Origin of the sequence: Enterobacter sp. Ap-867 (assembly GCF_011752855.1) — a bacterium.
In the GTDB taxonomy this organism is placed as follows: domain Bacteria; phylum Pseudomonadota; class Gammaproteobacteria; order Enterobacterales; family Enterobacteriaceae; genus Cedecea.
In genome coordinates this window covers 1,263,316-1,281,637 of sequence record NZ_VWWS01000001.1, presented here as the reverse complement: position 1 = coordinate 1,281,637, position 18,322 = coordinate 1,263,316, and the positions used below count along the sequence as shown (strand labels likewise).

Here is an 18,322-nt window from a genome sequence, read left to right as displayed (position 1 = left end):
AAACCGCCAGTCGCAAGCTCAGTGCTTAATCATCACATGCCGAATAACGGTGTAATCCTCCAGCCCGTAAAGCGACATATCTTTGCCGTAGCCGGACAGTTTTTGCCCGCCGTGTGGCATCTCGCTCACCAGCATAAAGTGCGTGTTCACCCAGGTGCAGCCATACTGCAGTCGGGCACTCAGGCGATGCGCCCGGCCCACGTCCTGCGTCCATACCGAAGAGGCCAGGCCGTAGCTGGAGTCGTTGGCCCACGCCAGCACCTGCTGCTCATCGTCAAATTTTGTGACGCTGACGACCGGGCCAAACACCTCTTTTTGCACAATGGCATCGCCCTGCTTAGCCCCGGCCAGCAGCGTAGGCTGGTAGTAATAGCCGTCGCCTGCGACTTTACTGCCGCCGGTAATCACCTGGATATGCGGCAGCGCTTTGGCGTCTTCCACGGCCTGGCTGACTCGCTCAAGATGTGCCTCTGAACTCAGCGGCCCCAGCTCGGTGCTTTCGTCCTCAGGAGGCCCATATTTGAGACTGGCCACGGCTTCCCCAAGCTGCTCAACCAGCCGGTCGTAAATCCCGCTTTGAGCGTAAATCCGGCAGGCGGCGGTGCAGTCCTGCCCGGCGTTGTAATAGCCAAAGGTGCGCACGCCTTCGACCACCGCCTGTAAATCCGCATCGTCGAACACGATAACCGGCGCTTTGCCGCCCAGCTCCATGTGCGTGCGCTTAATTGACGGGGCGGTGTGGCTAATAATGTGTTCCCCGGTGGCGATAGATCCGGTGAGCGACACCATGCGCACTTTTTCATGCCCGGTCAGCGCATCGCCGACGGTTTGCCCGCGCCCAAACAGCACGTTAATCACGCCCGCCGGGAAGATATCCTTCGCCAGTTCGGCTAGCTTAAACGCGGTCAGCGGCGTAATTTCGGACGGTTTGATCACCACGCAGTTCCCGGCGGCCAGCGCCGGAGCCAGTTTCCAGGCCGCCATCATCAGCGGATAGTTCCAGGGAGCAATAGACGCCACCACGCCGACCGGATCGCGGCGGATCATCGAGGTGTGCCCGCTCAGATATTCTCCGGCGGCCAGGCCGATCAGGCAGCGGCTCGCCCCGGCAAAGAAGCGAAAGACATCCACCACTGCCGGGATCTCATCGTTGAGCACGCAGTGGAAAGGTTTGCCGCAGTTCTGCGACTCCAGCCTGGCGAAGGCTTCCGCGTGTTGCTCGATGGCGTCCGCTAGCGCCAGAAGATGTTCGGCACGTTCTTTCGGCGGCGTCTGCCCCCATGCGGCAAAAGCTTTATCCGCCGCCAGGACCGCATCGTTAACTTGCTGAGCCGTGGCTTCCGCCACCGCCAGCAGCACCTGCCCCGTGGCCGGGTTGTAGACAGGCTGCTTCTCTCCAAGGCCAGCCACAAGCAGGCCGTTAATCAATAACTGACTTTGCATCCCTATCTCCTTTCCCGTTCTGATAATCATGGCCCCAGCGGCGTTCTGGCTTAAAAGGACTGAAGTAAAAAGCATAGCGTCGGCTTGACGGCGGCAGCGGTGCCGGGCGGTGATTTTCACCAGGTTGTGATGCACTGCGCAGTAAGCCTGTCCCGGCGCTCCCCTTTGGTATAACAGGCCGCGGCGCAAATGAGGTATCTATTGAAAATTAATATGAAAAGAAGGCGGGATCCCCCTATGCTTTAGGCAGTCTTTTTCTTAGTTCACCGCCAGGAGGCACCATGAGTATTTCCGCCCGCAATCAGTTAATCGGCACCATCAGCAACGTCACGGCCGGCGCCGTTAACGACGAAATAGAATTAACCCTGAACGGCGGCGGCAAGCTGGTCGCTGTGGTGACCCGCAGCAGCAAGGAAGCCTTAGGCCTGGTTAACGGCAAAGAAGCGTTGGCCCTGATCAAAGCCCCGTGGGTGGTGCTGGCCAGCGAAGACTGCGGCTATCACTTCTCCGCCCGGAACCAGTTCCCAGGCGCGGTGAAAGCCATCGCGGAAGGCGCGGTGAACACCACCGTGCATATTCAGACGGACGCGGGTTTTGCATTAACCGCCGTGGTGACTAACGAAGCCGCTGATGAAATGGCGCTGAAGGTGGGGTCTCGCCTGCTGGCACTGGTGAAAGCCTCATCCGTGCTGATTGCGGTAAAAAAATAACGCCATAACGTCCGGCAGCCACTCCGGCTGCCGGTTTTAACTCGCTTACTTGTAGCGTACGTCAAGCTTGCTGTAGGCCACCACCGATTCAGAACCATCCTTGTTTTTGTCCTGGTTGTAGTTGCCCGCCTTGAAGTACAGCTGGATCCCTTCCCAGCCCTGCTTCGGATAGTCAAACGTTTGGCTGGCCTTTTTGCCTCCGGCGCTGGCCTCCACCGTCACCTTCATGCCGCTCGCCGTGCCTTTGGCTTTGATGCTGTAATCAATTTTGTCTTTCAGCCCGACGCCCGAAAGCAGCGTGGTGCGTTTTTCCGGGTCGCCGTAGTTTTCTTTCACGCCCGCCACTATCGCGCCGTCTTCCCAGCGCAGTTTCAGCATCTCTGAGCCGCCGGGTTTGTCGCCGTGAATTTGAGCAAAAATAATTGAGCGCGTGGACGGATTTTTGACGATATACACCGACCCGCGCTGCTCATTGTCAAACTCGCTGCCGTTAACAAAATTGTGCGTGGCTCTCAGCTCGACGCGAGGAAATTCACTGTGCGGCGTAGATCCAAACCCGGACGGTGCTTTAAACACCATCGCCCCCGCCGGAATGGCAGAATCACAGCTTTTGTCCCCACCGCAGTTGCTGTAGAAATAGCGGTTATGCAGCCCCGACGTGATCTTCACTTCATTCGGTTTTTCACTGCCATCAAAGGATTGCAGCAGATAGTCCTTTGTCAGCACCGGGTAGTTTTCACCCGGAGCGGTCTGGCCGCTCTCGGCCCATGCGCTACCGCTCAGCGCAGCCAAAAAAAGGCTGACAGGCAGCCCGTAACTTAGTGTTTTACGCTTCATCTTTAACCCCAATGCAAAATGTAAACCCGCCCAAGCAGCTAACCACTAATCAGCGTAGATGCTTTACTTAAAATCTGTTGCGGTAACATGTCAGTAGTAACAATGGGTTTCCGGTAATTAACCTGATGCATAAAGGGAACAGTCATGATCAAAAAACTGCTCGTTTCAGTTCTGTTTGCGGCCAGCTACTCCGCCTTCGCGCTGGCGGATAACGCCGGCGCGGCGTTTAAAACTTTTCCGCTCGGCAAGCTTGAGCTAACCGCGCTGCACGATAAAAACAACACCCTGCCCAACGATGGCAAAGTGATTGGCGTCGACGTGGGAGAAAAATCGGTGGCCGAAGTGCTGTCTGCGGCGGGCGCGCCGACGGACAAGATTAAGCTAAGCGTCGATGCCCTGCTGGTGAAAGACGGCAGTAAAGTCATTCTGCTGGATACCGGGCTTGGCCCCAACGCTCAGGGCCAGCTGGTTGAGAGCCTCGCAAAGGCGGGTTATAAGCCAGAGCAGGTAACCGATGTGCTGATCACCCACGTTCACGGCGACCATGTTGGCGGGCTGCTGACGGCGGACGGCAAGCAGGCATTCCCCCACGCCACGGTGCAAATCTCCGCCCCGGACTGGGCATGGCTGCAAACGCTGCCGAAGATGAAGGCGCTGGCTGAGGCCATCCAGCCGCAGGTGAAAACCTTTAAGCCAGGCGACCAGGTGCTGCCGGGGATCACCTCTGTGCCGCTGCCGGGCCACACGCCGGGGCACGTTGGCTACCAGATTGTCTCCGGCAAGCAGCGACTTTTAGACATTGGCGACTCGGCGCACAGCTCGATTGTGTCGCTGACGAAGCCCGAATGGGCGATTGCCTATGACAACAATCGCCAGGAAGGCATAGCCAACCGCAAAGCGCTGCTGGCCAGACTGGCCGCCGATCGTGAACTGATTTTTGCCCCGCACTTCCCGTTCCCGGGCGTCGGGCATATTGTGGCTAAAGGCGACCATTACGTTTTTCAACCGACAGAATAGCGGTGACACAAGCCGGTTCGCCGGCTTTTAACCCTCCTGCCGGTGTATCTGATACCAGACATGCCGGAGCAGCGGATGCTGCTCCGGCACCATGGGATGGTCAAACTCTCCGCTTCGGCGCATGCCCAGCTTCTCCATCACCCGCTGAGACGGCAAATTTGGCAGTGCGGTAAAAGCCACAATGCTGTCCAGATCGTATTCGTCGAAACCAATGCGCAGCGCTTCCCTCGCGGCCTCAGGCGCGTACCCTTTGCCCCAAAACGCTTTTCGAAGCCGCCAGCCGACCTCGACACAGGGGCCAAACGGCAGCGAGTAGCCGGGGCGATTCAGGCCCACAAACCCGACCAGCTCACTGCTGCGTTGCTCTTCCACCGCCCAGAAGCCAAAGCCGTATTCAGCCATACGCTGACGGAATGTCTCGAGGTAACGCTGGCTCTCTTCCGACATCAGGGGCTGCAAGAAATAGCGCATCACCTCCGGGTCAGCGTTCATTTCGGCAAACGGAACCAAGTCCTCGTCTCGCCACGCTCTCAGCAGCAATCTTTCAGTCCTGTACATGGTGTTCCTCAATCAATTCCTTGATTAAACGTGACAACGTCACCACGGCCTGGCGCTCTCTTTCGCCCCAGTTCCACGAGGCGTTGAAGCGGAAATAGTTATCCCAGGCCCTGCCGGTGGTGAACATTTTCCCCGGGGCGATGCTTATCTTATGCGCCAGCGCCCGCTCGTTAAGCAGGCTGGTATCCAGCCCCTCCGGCAGTTCAATCCACAGGAAATAGCCGCTTTCGCTGCGGTGGATTTTGACTTCAGGAGGGAAAAGCTCACTTAGCGTTTGCCAGGCCTGCTGCTTGCGTTCTGCCAGCTGCCGCCGGAGGCGGCGCAGGTGTGTGTCATAGCGGCGGGTAGCCAGAAAATCGACCAGCGCCAGCTGCATCGGCGAACTGGTGGACAAGGTGCTCATCAGCTGCAACTGCTGAATGCGGCGGGCGTGCTTCCCGGCGGCGACCCAGCCGATGCGAAATCCGGCCACCAGGCATTTTGAAAACGAGGAGCAATGCAGAGTCATATTGTGGGCATCATACGCCCGGGCAGGCAGCGGCCTTTCCCGCCCGTAATAAAGCTCGCTGTACACGTCATCCTCAATCAGCGTGACGTTATGTGCCCGCAACAGTTGCACCAGCCGCGCTTTTTTCTCCGGCGGCAGCGTCACGCCCAGCGGGTTCTGGCTGTTGGTCATTAGCCAACAGGTTTTGACCGGGTATTCGGCCAGAGCCTGCGCCAGGGCATCGAGATCGATCCCGCTTACCGGGTCAGTGGCGACCGAGAGCGCTTTCAGCCTCAGACGCTCCAGCGCCTGCAGCGCGCCGTAGAAGCAAGGGTTTTCGACAATTACCCAGTCACCCGGCTCGGTCACCGCCTGCAGACTGAGGTTGAGCGCCTCAAGCGCGCCGGCGGTGATAACAATTTCGTCCGGTGAAACATGCATCCCCTGCTGGGCGTAGCGCTGGGCGATGGCGTGGCGCAGCGCTTCGTTGCCCGGCGGCAGGCTTTCAATCACGCTGATGGCGGTCGCCGTTTTGCTGACCGCCGCCATTGAACGGTGGAGCGCCTGGAGCGGAAACAGGCGAGGATCCGGGAACGCAGAGCCAAACGGCACCACGGAAGCATCCGTGCTTGCCTGCAGCACATCAAAAATATAGGTATTGATATCGACGGTTTCCGCGCGAGTGACCTGCACCGCAGGCGGCGCGGTGCGTGCCACCGGTCGGGGCGCAACGTAGTAGCCGGACTGCGGCCTGGCCACAATCGCCCCCTGGCTTTCCAGCATCTGATAGGCGTGGCCGACGGTCATAAAGCTCATGCCACTGTGGCCGACCTGCTCGCGCAGCGACGGCAAACGATCCCCCGGCTGCCAGACGCCGAGGGCAATCTGGTCGAGGATCTGCTGTGCCAGCTGCTGGTACTTTTTCATGCGCTGCTCCCTGTCTATATCACAGCGCTAAAAATACGCTGTTTTGTACAACTGTTATAGTCAGAAAGTGAGTTTTTAACACGAAGATAGCGGGCGGTAAAACCGCCCGTGAAAAGGTAAACGTGGGGATTTTACTTCACATCGGCCAGCGCGGTTTTCTCAACATACGGCTTCATCAGGCTGTCCGCCGTTTGCTGGGCAGATTTCGCTGCCGCTTCCGGGGTCACCTTTTGATCGTTCACCACCGCCGCCAGCTGGTTTTCCATCGCCTGACGAACGGCAACCGTTTCATAAGTCGAATACCAGGGATGGGCATATTTCAGCTGATCCAGCGCGATTTGCGCCCGCGGATCTTTCTGCAGGTATTCTTTCATTTCCGGCGTGTCGTAGGAGGCCTTCAGCGGGGAGAAATACCCGGTGAAACGGCTCCACGCGCCGTTAACCTGCGGGCTAACCAGATACGTCAGGAACTGATAAGCCGCCTTTTTCTGCGCGTCGGAAATGCCCTTGAAGCTGACCAGGCTCGCGCCGCCGATAGGCACCGCCCGCTGTTCTTTGGCGGGCATCATCGCCACTTCCATATCAAAATCTTTGCTGTTTTCGCGCATAAAGCCCAGCGCGCCGGTGCTCAGCATCGCCATGCCCAGTTTACCGCTGAAGAACGCAGCGCTGATCTGCTTGGAGTTAAGCACGCCGGACGGCATCACTTTGTCGCGGTAAACCATGTTCTGCCAGAAGCGCAGCGCGCCAATGGTGGTCGGCGAGTCGTAATACACTTCGCCCGGATAGTTTTCGTTGAAGTAGTTACCGCCATTGGCTCGAACCAGCGAGGAGAAGATCCAGCCGCCGTAATCGTCGTTGGTGGACGGCAGCATGATGCCCCACTGCCCTTTGCTGGCGTCGGTCAGCTTCTTCGCATCGGCCAGCATTTCGGCCCAGGTCTGCGGCGGCTGCTTGATGCCTGCCTGATCGAACATGGTTTTGTTGTAGTACAGGATTGGCGTGGAGTTATGGAACGGAATCGCGTACGTCACGCCCATTACCTGGGCATTCTTGTGCATTGCTGGCCAGAAATCGTTCATCAGGAAATCGCCCGCCTTGCGGTTGCCGTATTTAAACAGCTCGTCCATCGGCAGGATTTCGTCTTTTAGCGCAAGGTCGGTGGTGAAGTTGGCTGACATGATGACCAGCGCCGGCGGCTGCCCGGCTTTCTGGGCGGATTCCGCTTTAATTTTGGTGGTGTCGTAGCTGCCGGTAAAAATACCGCGGACTTCGACGTCCTGCTGCGAATCGTTAAACGCCTTGATGACGCGGGTCATCTCCATTGTCAGCTTGCCGTCGACCGGCGCCGGGAACATAAAATCAATTTTCTCTTTTGCCAGCGCTGCGCCGCTCACGGCCAGCGAACAGCAAACGGCAAGCGCCCGCCATTTATGCATCAGGGGGTTAAACATGGTCAATCTCCTGGTGTAAGTTGTGGTGAAGGTCTGTGTGGAAAAGGTGTATATCCGATGAAGAAAAACCGAGGGTAAGCGTATCGCCTTTTTCTGGTACCTCGCCGCGGTGGCGACGGGTGTAGCGTAACGTTCCCAGGGGGGTACTGACATGGAGCAGATAATCTGCGCCCATCAGTTCTCGTTGCAGCACCGTCGCCGTTAGCGTCAGGTGCCCGTTTTCTGGCCTGTCGGTGAGGTGCTCGGGGCGGATCCCGAACCAGACGCTTTGCGCTTTTTCCGCAGCAGGCGGCAGAGGCAAATTCAGCGTGGCAGGCAAAACGCGGCCCTTTTCACAAGGCAGAGAAACCAAATTCATGGCCGGGGAACCAATAAAACCAGCAACAAACAGGTTGGCTGGATGGGCATAAAGATGCTCCGGCTCGCCCACCTGCTGCACCACGCCGCCGTTCATCACCACTATGCGATCCGCCATCGACATGGCTTCCGTCTGATCGTGGGTGACGTAGATGGTGGTGGTTTTAAGCTGATGATGCAGCGCCATGATGCTGTCGCGCACCTCGGTGCGGAGGCGGGCATCCAGGTTAGAGAGCGGTTCATCCATCAGGAACAGACGCGGATTGCGCACAATGGCTCTCGCCATTGCCACACGCTGGCGCTGCCCGCCGGACAGTTTGGCCGGTTTACGGTCGAGCATTTCACCCAGCTGCAGCATCGTGGCCACCTGCTCGAGGCGCGGCTGCCAGCTGGCTTTATCTTCTTTACGGATCTTCATGCCAAAGGTGATGTTGTCCCGTACCGTCAGGTGCGGAAACAGCGCATAGTTCTGGAAGATCATCGCGAAGTTGCGCTCACGCGGCGACATCGCAGTAATGTTCTCGCCGCCGAGCCAAATCTCGCCGCCGCTAACCTCTTCCAGCCCCGCCAGCATCCGCAACAGCGTACTTTTACCGCAGCCGGACGGCCCGACCAGCACCACAAACTCGCCTTCGTCGATGCTGAGCGACAGCGCGTTGAGCGCCGCTTTGCCTTCAAACTGCTTGCTTACCTGATTCAGTCTTAACATAGCGATTAATACTCATCCGTCGGGCAACTGATCGCCGCGTCATACAGCCACGGGCCAGCATAATGCGCCAGAGAATGCTGATAGCTGACCCACTGGTCGCCCACCTGGCGGTGCATCAGGCAAGACGGCGGCGACAGATCGTAATACGGGCGGCTGTCCTCAAAGTGATACGGAACCTGGTGAACCGTGCCGGGAATCGTCGCTATCGTTGCCTGGCGGTATTGGGTCATCGTCAGGCTGTGGTTGTGGCCGCAGAAAATACGCACCAGCGCCGGGAAACGGGCGACCAAATCAAGCAGCAGGTGCCCGTTTTCGCAGGCGATTTTGTCCATTTGCGCGTTGCCCAGCGGCAGCGGCGGATGGTGCATAAAGACCGCCGTGGGCTTGTCGCCGCTCGCGATTAACTGCGCTTCAAGCCAGGACACGGTATTGTCGGTCAGCCAGCCTTTAGAGTGCCCGGCGAGGCTGGAGTCGATAAACAGCAGACGGGTAGCGAAGTCGTCCACCGCATAGCGGATGTTTTCCGGGTCATCCCCCAACGGCGGGCAAAGCGGGCGCAGGTATTCCAGAAAATGCGATTTATCGTCGTGGTTGCCGGGGATCAAATAAAGCGGCGACTTGATGGTGCCGAGCACCTGGCGCGCAACCTCGTACTCTGAAGGGCGCCCGCAGTTGACGATATCCCCGCTGACGATGACCGCATCCGGGCGGTCACGCAGCGCGTTCAGCTGCGAGGCCACGTCGGCATTGCCCGCGTTGATGTCGATAAAGCCGTACAGTTTCTGGTTCTGACTGCGGAAATGGGTGTCGGAAATATGGGCCAATAACATCACTCAACTCCTTACTTGATACCTGAAAAACCAAAACTTCGCAGAAACTGCTTCTGGAAGGCGATAAAGGCGAGCATCAGCGGCAGGCAAACCATAATGGTCCCGGCGCTGATGGTGCCCCACTGGCCGCCGGATTCGGCGCCCATAGCAAACGAAACGAGCCCGACCGTTAGCACCTGCTTGTCCGGGTCGTTGAGCATCATTAGCGGCCACAGGTACTCGTTCCAGTGGTAGGTAATACTCACGGTGGCGAAAGCCAGCACCGACGGCCAGCACATCGGCAGCAGCACGCGGTAAAGCACCTGCCACCAGCGGCAGCCCTCCATCAGCGCGGCCTCCTCCAGCTCTTTCGGGATGGCGAGAAACGACTGACGCATCAGGAACACGCCGAACGCGGAGGTGAAATACGGCATCATCACGCCGGTCAGCGTATTGAGCAGGCCCAGCGCTTTGAGCGTCATCATGTTCGGCACCATCATCACGACGGGCATGATCATCAGCTGCACCAGAAACAGCAGGAACAGCATTTGCTTGCCGCGAAACTCATGGCAGGCAAAAACGTACCCGGCGGTGGTGATGGTGATGAGCTGCACGAAGAAAGTACCGAAGCTGAAAATCAGGGTATTGGCGTACAAACTGAGCCAGTCGGCGCTCTGCCACGCATCACGGAAGTTATCCAGCGTGAGCGGAAAACGCGGCAATATTGAGGCCATGCCTTCCCCGAAGGTGCTGGCGCTAAAAGCCGATGAAAGCATCCAGATAAACGGACTAACCCACAGCAGCGCCAGGCAGCACATCAGCACGGTGAGCGTCACGCCCTTTGATTTTCGCAGGCGCAACCACAGCGGCTGCGGTACGCTACGCGCGTTGACAACGGACCCAGAAAACTCAACGCTCATGGTGGGCGCCCCTTTCCAGCAGTTTGAGGTTAACGAACGAGAAGACAAACAGTCCGGCCAGCGTCAGGAAGGTGGCGGCAGAAGCTTTGCCTAAATCATGGGTGTCCCAGGCGAGACTCTGGATGTAGTACAGCAGCACGGTGGTGGCGTTATCCGGCCCGCCGCGCGTCATCACCGCCACGTGGTCAATCTGCGTAATCGAGTAGATAAGCGCCGTGGTTACCACAAAGCTCAGCGTCGGGCGAAGCAGCGGTAAAGTGACTTTGAAAAATACCTGCGTGGAGGTTGCCCCTTCCATGATCGCCGCTTCACGCGCCGAGGCTGGCAGGCTTTGTAAGCCGGCGAGGAAGAACAGCATGTAATAGCCCGCGAACTTCCAGACACCAATCAGCGCCAGGGCGTACAGCGCGCTGTTGCTGCGGCCGAGCCAGTTGTTATTCATCGGCCCGAACAGCTTCGCCAGGTAGTAATCCAGCATCCCCATGCCCGGCATAAAAATGAACAGCCACAGCGCCGCAGCGCTGACCATGGGAATGATCATCGGGAAGAAAAATGCCGTCCGCAGCCAGCGGTTAACGCGATGATTTTCCCACAGCGCAACCGCCAGCAGCAGCGCGAGCGCCACGCCGGGGATCACGGTCAGCACGATATAGAACAGATTATTCATCAGCGATTTCCAGAAAACCGCGTCAGCAAAAAGGCGAACATAGTTACCTGCGCCCACATACGCGCCGGCCTCGCCCGCCAGACGCGTATCAAACAGGCTGTCGTACACCGAGCGGATCAGCGGGAACCAGGTAAAGAGCAGTAAAAAGATCAAAGATGGCGTGAGGATCAGCCACGGAAGCCAGGGACGTTTTGCCATTGTCTGCAAACCTGTCAGGGGTCAGAAGTCAGTCAGTATGGGAGGGGTTTATGGCAGAAACGTGACGGGGAAATGGCAGTTTTGCGCCAGATAAAACAGGCAGCGCCCCGGCTGAGGGATAACTGCCTGTCGTTCAAAGAGATTGTCTTTGCAGGGATATATTCTTTAACCGTGCAAAAATGCTACTGCATCTGTTCCAGACTGGCCTTTTTCGTTTTGCGGTTATAAAGACACAGTTCTTTGCCAGGCACCGGCTGGCTGTTCTTAAATTTGTAGTTGCCTGAAATCACCACCGCCGAGTAACCGACCTCGTCGCTGAAGTCAGTGCGCTTCCCTTCTATCTTTTTCTCCTGCAGGGCGCTGATGGCGAGACAGCTTTTTTGCACGTCTTTGTCCAACTGCTGCCAGGCCGCTTCCGAGGAAGCCAGGCTGCTAAAGGTCGTCAGTAAAACCGGAATTGCGGCGAGAGCATATCGCTTCTTCATGGACACCTCGAAAACAAACGGATAACGGGCTTTCACTCCCTTCAGGCGGATAATCTAAAACATTATCCGCCCGGAATTATCTGTATTGTAGCCAATGCCCTGTATCACTTGCCCAGCTTCGACAACATCTCAGGCCGCATAAACTTATGGATGACCAGCATAAACAGCAGCGACGGTACCAGCAAAATCAGCGCGGTAATCGACGATACCTGGTAATTCCCGGACATGCTGGCGTTGTAAAGCAGCAGCGGCAGCGTGGTGATATCCGGCGCGCCGACGAAAAAGGTGCCGGTAAACTCATCCAGCGATTCCAGGAACACGAAAATCCCGGCGGCCATGATCCCCGGTAAAGTTTGAGGCAGCACAATGTGCCAGAAGGTAAACAGTGGCCCTGCCCCTAAATTACGGGACGCCCGCGCCTGCAGCGGGTCAACAGCCGAAAACGCGGCTACGCAAATCCAGACTGAATACATCAGGCCATGTACGCTGTGCACCAGCACCACGCCAGCTACCGTGCCGTTCAGCCCCCACTGATAGAAAAGCCGCGCGATGTTCATATACACCGTCAGGTTTGGAAACGCCTGAGGGATCAAAAACAGCAACATAAACACCACCCGGAACGGCATCGCGCGCCGGGAAAGCGCGTAGCCGGCGGGAACGGAAATCAGCAGGCAAACCAGCACCGACAGCACGGCAATAAACACGCTGGTCAGCAGCGAGCCGGACACATCGCTGTACGGGCTAAACACCTGATACCAGTACTTTAATCCCCACTGGCTCGGCAAGGTATGCGGATAAAACCAGCTTTCCGCCACCGTCCAGATCAGCAGGTTCAGCAACGGGCCGAACATCGCAAACAGCATAAAGGCCAGCAGCAGTACCTGCAGCGGCAGGCCGAATCGGCCTTTTATCAGGCTCATGCTTCCCCTCCTTTCTGGCGCAGGCTGTGGCGCAGATAAAACCAGGACAGCGCCCCGCAAATCAGCAGGGAGATCACGCCCAGCGCGTTAGCCACCGCATAATCGCTGTAGGAGTTAACGCGGAATGCCATGTCGACGGTCAGCATCGTTGGCGTTCCGGTGCCAATCATCAGCGGCACGGACAGCACGGACATCATGGTCACCGTGGAAAGCACCAGCGCGACGCCAATAGCCGGTAACACCTGCGGTAAAATAATGTCGAACAGAATGCGAACTCGCGAAGCCCCCAGGTTTCTGGCAGCCAGAACCTGCGAGGGCTCCAGCGCCGCCATCGCCCCACAGATAAGTAAGGTGGCAAACGCCAGCTGCTTCCAGACAAAGGTAATGATGATCCCTTTCCAGCCGAGCCAGGAGATCGTGTCCAGCGGCTGTACCAGATCGCTGGCGACCAGCAGGTTATTCATCAGGCCGTTTTTGGCCAGAAACGTGCGCATCATCTGCGCGGCAACGATGAACGGAATAAACAGCGGCAGGCGGTAAAGCATGCCCAGTAGCCGAACAACAGGACGGCAGGCAGAAAGCGCGATCACCGCCGAGATCGTTATCGATAACGCGGCCAGCAGCGCAACCGACACCAGCACGATAAACACCGTGAACAGGATATCGTTGGAGTACAGCGCCAGGACTTTGGCAAAGTGCTGTAACGTCAGCGCCCCGGCATCAGAAGTAAAGGCGGCCACCAGAGAAAATCCCAGCGGGTACAGAAACAGCACCACAATCATCAGCGCGGCGGGGCTCACCAGCAGCAGATAGTTTAACGAAACGCGCATAGCAAACCTTTGGACTTGAGCGTGGCGCCCGACCTGAACCGGGCGCCGGGAAAGGATTAGTTAGACACCTGGCTTTCGTACCCTTCTTTGATGTCGTCAAAGTAAGGCGCTATCGGGAAGCTTTTGCCGTAATCGGCGAGCGCTTTCGGGGAAATCTCGGCAAACAGTTTGCTCCAGGTTGCGTCATCCAGCTTCGGTTTGACGTACTTAGCGTCAATGCCCGGATACCAGTTGAACTGCTTCACGATCCCGTCGGCCTGCACTTCCGGGCTGGTTGCCAGCGCAATGAACTCGCGCGCCAGTTCAGGCTGTGCCGCTTTGGCCGGCGTGACGTAGTACATCGGCTGCCCCGGCATGCCCGGTGAAAGCAAAGCGAGCTTGATGGACGGCGGCAGCTTGCCCTGATCTTTCCAGGTGTAGAACATATCCACCCAGACCGGTCCCATGGCGATTTCCCCGCGGGTCAGCATATCCAGCGTACCGGCGTTGCCCGGCGTAAAGGTCACGTTCTTATTAAACGCTTTCAGCTTCTCAAAAGCCTGCGACCAGTTTTTCTCTACGCTCTTATCGTAAGGCAAGGCGGATAAACGCTGGGCGTCGGTGCCGTAGGCGTAGATCCAGCCAACGACAAAACTGACGCCGGACATGCCGTTTTTAATGCCGTTGTAGCCGAACGCCTGCGGGTGTTTCGCCGCCCACTCAACCAGCTCGTCATAAGAGGTCGGTGGCGCTGTCATGGTTTCACTGTTCCAGGCGATAGCCGTCTGGCTCAGGAACATCGGCATCACATAGCCGTCCACGTTCACGCCCAGCGCATTTTTCGCGTTATCCGCGGAGACCATGTCGCCCGTTTTGATGTGCTGCCGGTATTTTTCCAGCAGCCCTTTTTCCACCAGTTCGCCGCCCGCTTTCTGGTGAACCACCGCCACGTCGATATCCCAGGTTTTGGCCCCGCTCTGCTGCTGAGCGCTCAGTTTTTCGATGATTTTATTCGAGCCTGCGTCCCCCGGTCCGGTGCCGACCACGCGCACTTTCACCCCCGGATGCGCGGCCTCAAACTTTGGCCCCAGCCAGGTTTTGACGTAATCCACCATATTCTGGTCACCGGCGGTGGCCACGTTTAAAACGGTTTCCGCCTGTACGCCATAACTTAAAAACAGCGCCGTGACGGCGGCAAGTCTGGTTTTAGTAAACATAATTACCCCTCAGAAAAATAGACTGGTTCAAACTGTGTGGGACGAACTAAAAATATGCAGGGCTGACTCAGGCACATGCAGCCTGACTTTTGTATTCAACGGCAAATTATCAACGGAGTCGGCATGGAAAAGACGCTGCCGATAGCGAATGGCGTAACGATAGTTGTGGCCAATAAAAGCATTTTGCTCAACCACCCCTTCAAGCGTTAATCCCCCCTCCGGGAAAGATTTATTTAATGATGAAAGCGCGGCATCCGAGCTTCTGAAATAAATTTCCTGGTCACCGCTATTATTTAGCGAGGCCAGGCCCAGGGTATTTATTTCTTCCGCCGTAATACGGTTATCGGCTCCCATAAAATCAGCCACAAAGGGCGTGGCGGGCTTTTGATAAATCTCTTCCGGGGTGCCGATTTGCTCGATTTGGCCATTATTCAGCACCACAATACGGTCGGCCATCACCAGCGCTTCCTGCTGGTCGTGGGTGACGATCACCGAAGTGAAACCCAGCTTTTTCTGCAGTTGCTTGATTTCGTGGCGCACGTTCAGCCGGACTTTGGCATCCAGATTCGACAGCGGCTCATCCAGCACCAGTACGTCTGGCTCAATGGCCAGCGCGCGCGCCAGGGCCACGCGCTGCCGCTGCCCGCCGGAAAGTTCGGTAATTTTAGCCCCGGCAAGGCCGGTCAGATTCACCATCTGTAATACCTCAAGCACTCTGGCCTGAATCGCGTCCCGCCGCCACTTGCGTAGCTTCAGGCCATAACCAATATTTTGTTCCACCGTTAAATGCGGCCACAGCGCATAGCTTTGAAATACCATGGTGATATTTCGCTGCTCCGGCGGGCTTTGGGTAATATTATTCCCGGCCACAACAATGTGGCCCTGCTTAACAGGAATAAACCCACACAACGCGTTCAATAACGTTGTTTTCCCGCAGCCGGACGGGCCCAGCAATGCAATCATCTCGCCTTTCTTCACGGCAAGATTAATTTCTTTTAGCACCACCTTTTCGCCGTAACTAATTTGCAGGTGCGCCATTTCCAGGTAGCTCATAACGGTATCCGACATGTTTGTTTACGTCTTTTTTGCTCTGAATGAACACGTGTTCATTTCGCTGTAAAAAAAATGAAATGCCGCTCAGAGATGATGTGAGCCTACTGTGGCGTGTCTTTGTGACACTTTAATTAACCGCGATAAATTTTTAGCGAGGGGCAATGAAAATCGACGTGCTTGGCTGCGGCAGCGCTTTCTCCCGCTGGCAAAATACTTCCGCGCTGCGGATTGTTGATGACGAAAACCGGCAATGGCTTATCGACTGCGGCCCCACCATTCCTCGTGCGCTGTGGCAGCGCGGCGGCGGCATCAACGACATCGACGTGCTGTTTTTCACCCACGTGCATCCCGACCACTGCACCGGGTTAACGGCGCTGCTCAATCACTGGAAGAGTTTTGCCCGCCAAAAGCCGCTGGTGATCTACAGCCAGCCGGCACAGCGCGAGGTGTTGATGCAGCTGGCCTCGCTCGCCAACTGGCCAGAACCTTCGCTCTGCTTCCCCATCGAATGGCGCGACAGCGAAGCTGATTTTCACTGGCATCATTGGCGGATTCGCACCGCCCCAACCCGCCACGAAATGGCCAACCTGGCGCTGCGCGTGGATATCCGGAAATATGCTTTGTTCTATAGCGGCGACGGGCGGCCCACCGAAGCTTCCATCGCGCTGATGGCCGGTGTGGACCTGGCGTTTCAGGAGTGCGCCTCGCTGTCTGAACTGGCGGAGGACGCCTCCCACGGCGACTTCCCCGGTTGCCTGAAGCTTTTTACTTCTCTGGGGCTGCCGTCGCTGGGGTTGTACCACTGTAACGATGCCATTTTGCCCGCGCTAAAGCTGGCCTGCCGCCCCCACGCCGGGCTGTTCGTCAGCCAGGACGGGCTGCAGTACGACTTCCATCAGCAGCGGTTTTACACTGAGGATTATTTGCCTTGAGTTCGTCGATGCATAAACAAAGCGTGACCGCCGAAGATGTGGCCCGCCGGGCGGGCGTTTCGCGCGCCGTGGTTTCCAGGGCGCTGAGCAACAACGGCAGTATTTCCCCTGCCACACGGGAACGCGTGCTGCAGGTAGCCGAAGAGCTTGGTTATCAGGTCAATTTTCTTGCTCAGGGCCTTAACCGCCGCCGCAGCCATCTGATTGGCGTCATCGTGTCGCGCATCAACGATCCGTTTCGCAGCAGCCTGCTTGACGGCCTTCTAGGCGAAATTCAGCGCAACGGCTTTCAGGCTCTGGTGACAGAGATCCGCTCTGAGCAGGAGCTGGCGGAAACGCTGCGCCACTTCACTCAGTTTCGCGTCTCCGGCGTCATCGTCACCTCCGGCAAGCCTCCCGAAGCGCTGGTGAACGAGTGCGTGCAGCAGCATATTCCGGTGGTTGGCATCAACCGCCAGCCCGACATTCCCGGCGTGGATTACGTCTGTTCGGATAACGCCGCCGGGGCGGTGCTGGCCGCCGAACAGCTGGTCAACAGCGGGTGCAAACATTTTGGCTGGCTCAACAATCACTCTTCTACCTGGGCTGGCAGAATGCGCGGCGAGGCATTCCACCAGGCCCTTAAAGAACGTGGCGTAGACGTTGAGCAAAACCTTGTGTCGCTGCTTTGTGCAGAAGAAGGCTATGAAGGCGGCTGGCAGGCCGCAGCGGCTGTGGAACAGATCCCGGAGGGTATTTTCTGCGCCAACGCTCAGCTGGCATGTGGCTTTCTCGACGGGATGCGCCAGCGCGGCAAATATGCGCCACAGGATTTTCAGCTGATCGGCTTCGACAACACGCCACAAACGGCGCAGTACAGCTACCGACTCACCACCCTCAACCAGGATGTGGCGGAAATCTCCCAGCTGGCGCTGGCTCACTTGCTGGAGCGCGCCCGAACGCCTGCACAGCCTTCACGCACCAGTTGGGTGAAGGTCAACCTGATTCATCGACACACGTCAATCTCCCTTACTTAAGAGCAAAACATGACCGAACAACAGCTACAGGCGTTATGCACGTTAATCCGCGAAGCCGGCGCCCGCGCCCAGGCGCTGCGCGATGCAGGCTTAAGCGTGGAAAAAAAAGGTCGCCAGGATTTCGTCTCACAGGCGGACATTCTGGTTGAGCAAGAGATTAAAAGCTGGCTGCGGACGCATTGCCCGCAGGACGGCTTTCTGGGGGAAGAAAGCGGCCTGGAGGAAGGCGAACGCGGCGTCTGGGTGCTCGATCCGGTTGATGGCACCACTAACTTTATTCTTGGCATGGACTATTGGTGCGTCTCCCTCGCTTACGTCAGGCAGAACGTGATTGAGCTGGGAATTATCTATGCTCCCGACCGAGATGAGTTCTTTTTTGCCCGCCACGGCGCGGGCGCATTCCTGAACGGTAAATCGCTCAAGCTTCACGATCCATCCCCGGAAGGCGTGGTCATCGGCCTGGGCCGTTCCAGCCGCGCGCCGGTTCCACTTTATGCGCGCACTATAGAAGATGTTCTGAACGACGGCATGGAGTACCGGCGTTTTGGCGCAGGCGCGCTGATGCTGGCGCACGTTGCCGCGGGCCAGGTTCACGCCTACTACGAGGAGCATATGAACAGCTGGGACGCGCTGGCCGGGCTGCTGCTGATCACCGAGGCGGGCGGCAGCAGCACTGCGTTTCTCGCCAACGGAGGCCTGTTGAACGGTAATTTGGTACTGGCCGGCTGCACCAGCGTGCAGGAAAGGTTAATGGCGCTGCTGGAAGGGGCCGTCGATTAATTAAGGATTTAATAGTC

At 57.4% G+C, this 18,322-nt stretch carries 19 protein-coding genes; 5 read left to right on the top strand and 14 right to left on the bottom strand.

What is annotated here, in order from left to right; genetic code table 11:
- Nucleotides 1-18: 18 nt before the first annotated feature.
- Nucleotides 19-1,443, bottom strand: a complete 1,425-nt coding sequence (gene patD / locus F3J26_RS06025) for an aminobutyraldehyde dehydrogenase (RefSeq protein ID WP_166992291.1) — start codon at nt 1,441-1,443, stop codon at nt 19-21.
- A gap of 281 nt (nt 1,444-1,724) precedes the next feature.
- On the opposite strand from patD, the gene F3J26_RS06020 reads away from it, so the two are divergent.
- Nucleotides 1,725-2,153, top strand: a complete 429-nt coding sequence (locus tag F3J26_RS06020) for a TOBE domain-containing protein (RefSeq protein ID WP_166992288.1) — start codon at nt 1,725-1,727, stop codon at nt 2,151-2,153.
- 45 nt (nt 2,154-2,198) lie between these two features.
- Here F3J26_RS06020 and F3J26_RS06015 read toward each other — a convergent pair whose 3' ends face one another.
- Nucleotides 2,199-2,990, bottom strand: coding sequence for a polysaccharide lyase family 7 protein (locus F3J26_RS06015; protein ID WP_166992285.1), 792 nt, complete (start codon nt 2,988-2,990; stop codon nt 2,199-2,201).
- A 144-nt stretch (nt 2,991-3,134) separates the two neighbouring features.
- On the opposite strand from F3J26_RS06015, the gene F3J26_RS06010 reads away from it, so the two are divergent.
- Nucleotides 3,135-4,007, top strand: a complete 873-nt coding sequence (locus F3J26_RS06010) for an MBL fold metallo-hydrolase (protein WP_166992282.1) — start codon at nt 3,135-3,137, stop codon at nt 4,005-4,007.
- Between the two features lie 27 nt (nt 4,008-4,034).
- Here the strand turns inward: F3J26_RS06010 and F3J26_RS06005 are convergent, their stop codons facing one another.
- From F3J26_RS06005 to F3J26_RS05950, 12 genes are all read right to left on the bottom strand, one after another.
- Nucleotides 4,035-4,565, bottom strand: coding sequence for a GNAT family N-acetyltransferase (locus tag F3J26_RS06005; RefSeq protein ID WP_166992279.1), 531 nt, complete (start codon nt 4,563-4,565; stop codon nt 4,035-4,037).
- A complete protein-coding gene (locus tag F3J26_RS06000; RefSeq protein ID WP_166992276.1) occupies nt 4,552-5,979 on the bottom strand; it encodes an aminotransferase-like domain-containing protein in 1,428 nt (475 codons plus the stop codon). Before F3J26_RS06000 ends, F3J26_RS06005 begins: the two co-directional genes overlap by 14 nt.
- A 131-nt stretch (nt 5,980-6,110) precedes the next feature.
- Complete coding sequence (locus F3J26_RS05995) at nt 6,111-7,418, bottom strand: ABC transporter substrate-binding protein (RefSeq protein ID WP_166874469.1); 1,308 nt, start codon at nt 7,416-7,418, stop codon at nt 6,111-6,113.
- Between the two features lie 7 nt (nt 7,419-7,425).
- The gene (locus tag F3J26_RS05990; protein WP_166992273.1) at nt 7,426-8,499 is read right to left on the bottom strand and encodes an ATP-binding cassette domain-containing protein; all 1,074 of its coding nucleotides are present in this window, start codon (nt 8,497-8,499) and stop codon (nt 7,426-7,428) included.
- Between the two features lie 5 nt (nt 8,500-8,504).
- On the bottom strand, nt 8,505-9,329 hold the full coding sequence (gene gpdQ / locus F3J26_RS05985; protein ID WP_166992968.1) for a glycerophosphodiester phosphodiesterase GpdQ: 825 nt from the start codon (nt 9,327-9,329) through the stop codon (nt 8,505-8,507).
- A gap of 11 nt (nt 9,330-9,340) precedes the next feature.
- Nucleotides 9,341-10,228: a carbohydrate ABC transporter permease gene (locus F3J26_RS05980; protein ID WP_166992270.1), complete on the bottom strand. Its 888-nt coding sequence runs from the start codon at nt 10,226-10,228 to the stop codon at nt 9,341-9,343.
- Nucleotides 10,218-11,093, bottom strand: coding sequence for a carbohydrate ABC transporter permease (locus tag F3J26_RS05975; RefSeq protein ID WP_442892178.1), 876 nt, complete (start codon nt 11,091-11,093; stop codon nt 10,218-10,220). The genes F3J26_RS05980 and F3J26_RS05975 overlap by 11 nt, the downstream gene beginning before the upstream one ends.
- Before the next feature lie 182 nt (nt 11,094-11,275).
- Entirely contained in the window at nt 11,276-11,578 is a 303-nt protein-coding gene (locus F3J26_RS05970) for a hypothetical protein (RefSeq protein WP_052045593.1), read from the bottom strand.
- Nucleotides 11,579-11,682: 104 nt separating this feature from the next.
- Nucleotides 11,683-12,498, bottom strand: coding sequence for an ABC transporter permease (locus F3J26_RS05965; protein ID WP_166992262.1), 816 nt, complete (start codon nt 12,496-12,498; stop codon nt 11,683-11,685).
- Nucleotides 12,495-13,328 (bottom strand): ABC transporter permease, encoded by an 834-nt coding sequence (locus F3J26_RS05960; protein WP_166992259.1) that lies wholly within the window; start codon nt 13,326-13,328, stop codon nt 12,495-12,497. Before F3J26_RS05960 ends, F3J26_RS05965 begins: the two co-directional genes overlap by 4 nt.
- Nucleotides 13,329-13,384: 56 nt before the next feature.
- Complete coding sequence (locus F3J26_RS05955; RefSeq protein ID WP_166992256.1) at nt 13,385-14,524, bottom strand: ABC transporter substrate-binding protein; 1,140 nt, start codon at nt 14,522-14,524, stop codon at nt 13,385-13,387.
- 27 nt (nt 14,525-14,551) lie between these two features.
- Nucleotides 14,552-15,577, bottom strand: a complete 1,026-nt coding sequence (locus F3J26_RS05950; RefSeq protein WP_166992965.1) for an ABC transporter ATP-binding protein — start codon at nt 15,575-15,577, stop codon at nt 14,552-14,554.
- A gap of 161 nt (nt 15,578-15,738) precedes the next feature.
- Between F3J26_RS05950 and F3J26_RS05945 the strand changes: the two genes are divergently transcribed.
- Genes F3J26_RS05945 through F3J26_RS05935 form a run of 3 tightly spaced genes read left to right on the top strand, consistent with a single transcriptional unit; the run spans nt 15,739 to nt 18,305 of the window.
- On the top strand, nt 15,739-16,509 hold the full coding sequence (locus F3J26_RS05945; protein ID WP_166992253.1) for an MBL fold metallo-hydrolase: 771 nt from the start codon (nt 15,739-15,741) through the stop codon (nt 16,507-16,509).
- Between the two features lie 8 nt (nt 16,510-16,517).
- Entirely contained in the window at nt 16,518-17,525 is a 1,008-nt protein-coding gene (locus tag F3J26_RS05940) for a LacI family DNA-binding transcriptional regulator (protein ID WP_166992250.1), read from the top strand.
- Between the two features lie 9 nt (nt 17,526-17,534).
- Complete coding sequence (locus F3J26_RS05935) at nt 17,535-18,305, top strand: inositol monophosphatase family protein (RefSeq protein WP_166992247.1); 771 nt, start codon at nt 17,535-17,537, stop codon at nt 18,303-18,305.
- Nucleotides 18,306-18,322 lie beyond the last annotated feature (17 nt).

What these genes read in the sequence shown, in the direction of transcription:
- F3J26_RS05955 (WP_166992256.1), bottom strand. Translation starts at nt 14,524, where the DNA reads ATGTTTACTAAAACCAGACTTGCCGCCGTCACGGCGCTGTTTTTAAGT.
- F3J26_RS05975 (WP_442892178.1), bottom strand. Translation starts at nt 11,093, where the DNA reads ATGGCAAAACGTCCCTGGCTTCCGTGGCTGATCCTCACGCCATCTTTG.
- F3J26_RS05940 (WP_166992250.1), top strand. Translation starts at nt 16,518, where the DNA reads ATGCATAAACAAAGCGTGACCGCCGAAGATGTGGCCCGCCGGGCGGGC.
- F3J26_RS06015 (WP_166992285.1), bottom strand. Translation starts at nt 2,990, where the DNA reads ATGAAGCGTAAAACACTAAGTTACGGGCTGCCTGTCAGCCTTTTTTTG.
- F3J26_RS06005 (WP_166992279.1), bottom strand. Translation starts at nt 4,565, where the DNA reads ATGTACAGGACTGAAAGATTGCTGCTGAGAGCGTGGCGAGACGAGGAC.
- F3J26_RS05950 (WP_166992965.1), bottom strand. Translation starts at nt 15,577, where the DNA reads ATGAGCTACCTGGAAATGGCGCACCTGCAAATTAGTTACGGCGAAAAG.
- F3J26_RS05965 (WP_166992262.1), bottom strand. Translation starts at nt 12,498, where the DNA reads ATGAGCCTGATAAAAGGCCGATTCGGCCTGCCGCTGCAGGTACTGCTG.
- F3J26_RS05960 (WP_166992259.1), bottom strand. Translation starts at nt 13,328, where the DNA reads ATGCGCGTTTCGTTAAACTATCTGCTGCTGGTGAGCCCCGCCGCGCTG.
- patD (WP_166992291.1), bottom strand. Translation starts at nt 1,443, where the DNA reads ATGCAAAGTCAGTTATTGATTAACGGCCTGCTTGTGGCTGGCCTTGGA.
- F3J26_RS05995 (WP_166874469.1), bottom strand. Translation starts at nt 7,418, where the DNA reads ATGCATAAATGGCGGGCGCTTGCCGTTTGCTGTTCGCTGGCCGTGAGC.
- gpdQ (WP_166992968.1), bottom strand. Translation starts at nt 9,329, where the DNA reads ATGTTATTGGCCCATATTTCCGACACCCATTTCCGCAGTCAGAACCAG.
- F3J26_RS06010 (WP_166992282.1), top strand. Translation starts at nt 3,135, where the DNA reads ATGATCAAAAAACTGCTCGTTTCAGTTCTGTTTGCGGCCAGCTACTCC.
- F3J26_RS05980 (WP_166992270.1), bottom strand. Translation starts at nt 10,228, where the DNA reads ATGAGCGTTGAGTTTTCTGGGTCCGTTGTCAACGCGCGTAGCGTACCG.
- F3J26_RS05990 (WP_166992273.1), bottom strand. Translation starts at nt 8,499, where the DNA reads ATGTTAAGACTGAATCAGGTAAGCAAGCAGTTTGAAGGCAAAGCGGCG.
- F3J26_RS05970 (WP_052045593.1), bottom strand. Translation starts at nt 11,578, where the DNA reads ATGAAGAAGCGATATGCTCTCGCCGCAATTCCGGTTTTACTGACGACC.
- F3J26_RS05945 (WP_166992253.1), top strand. Translation starts at nt 15,739, where the DNA reads ATGAAAATCGACGTGCTTGGCTGCGGCAGCGCTTTCTCCCGCTGGCAA.
- F3J26_RS06000 (WP_166992276.1), bottom strand. Translation starts at nt 5,979, where the DNA reads ATGAAAAAGTACCAGCAGCTGGCACAGCAGATCCTCGACCAGATTGCC.
- F3J26_RS05935 (WP_166992247.1), top strand. Translation starts at nt 17,535, where the DNA reads ATGACCGAACAACAGCTACAGGCGTTATGCACGTTAATCCGCGAAGCC.
- F3J26_RS06020 (WP_166992288.1), top strand. Translation starts at nt 1,725, where the DNA reads ATGAGTATTTCCGCCCGCAATCAGTTAATCGGCACCATCAGCAACGTC.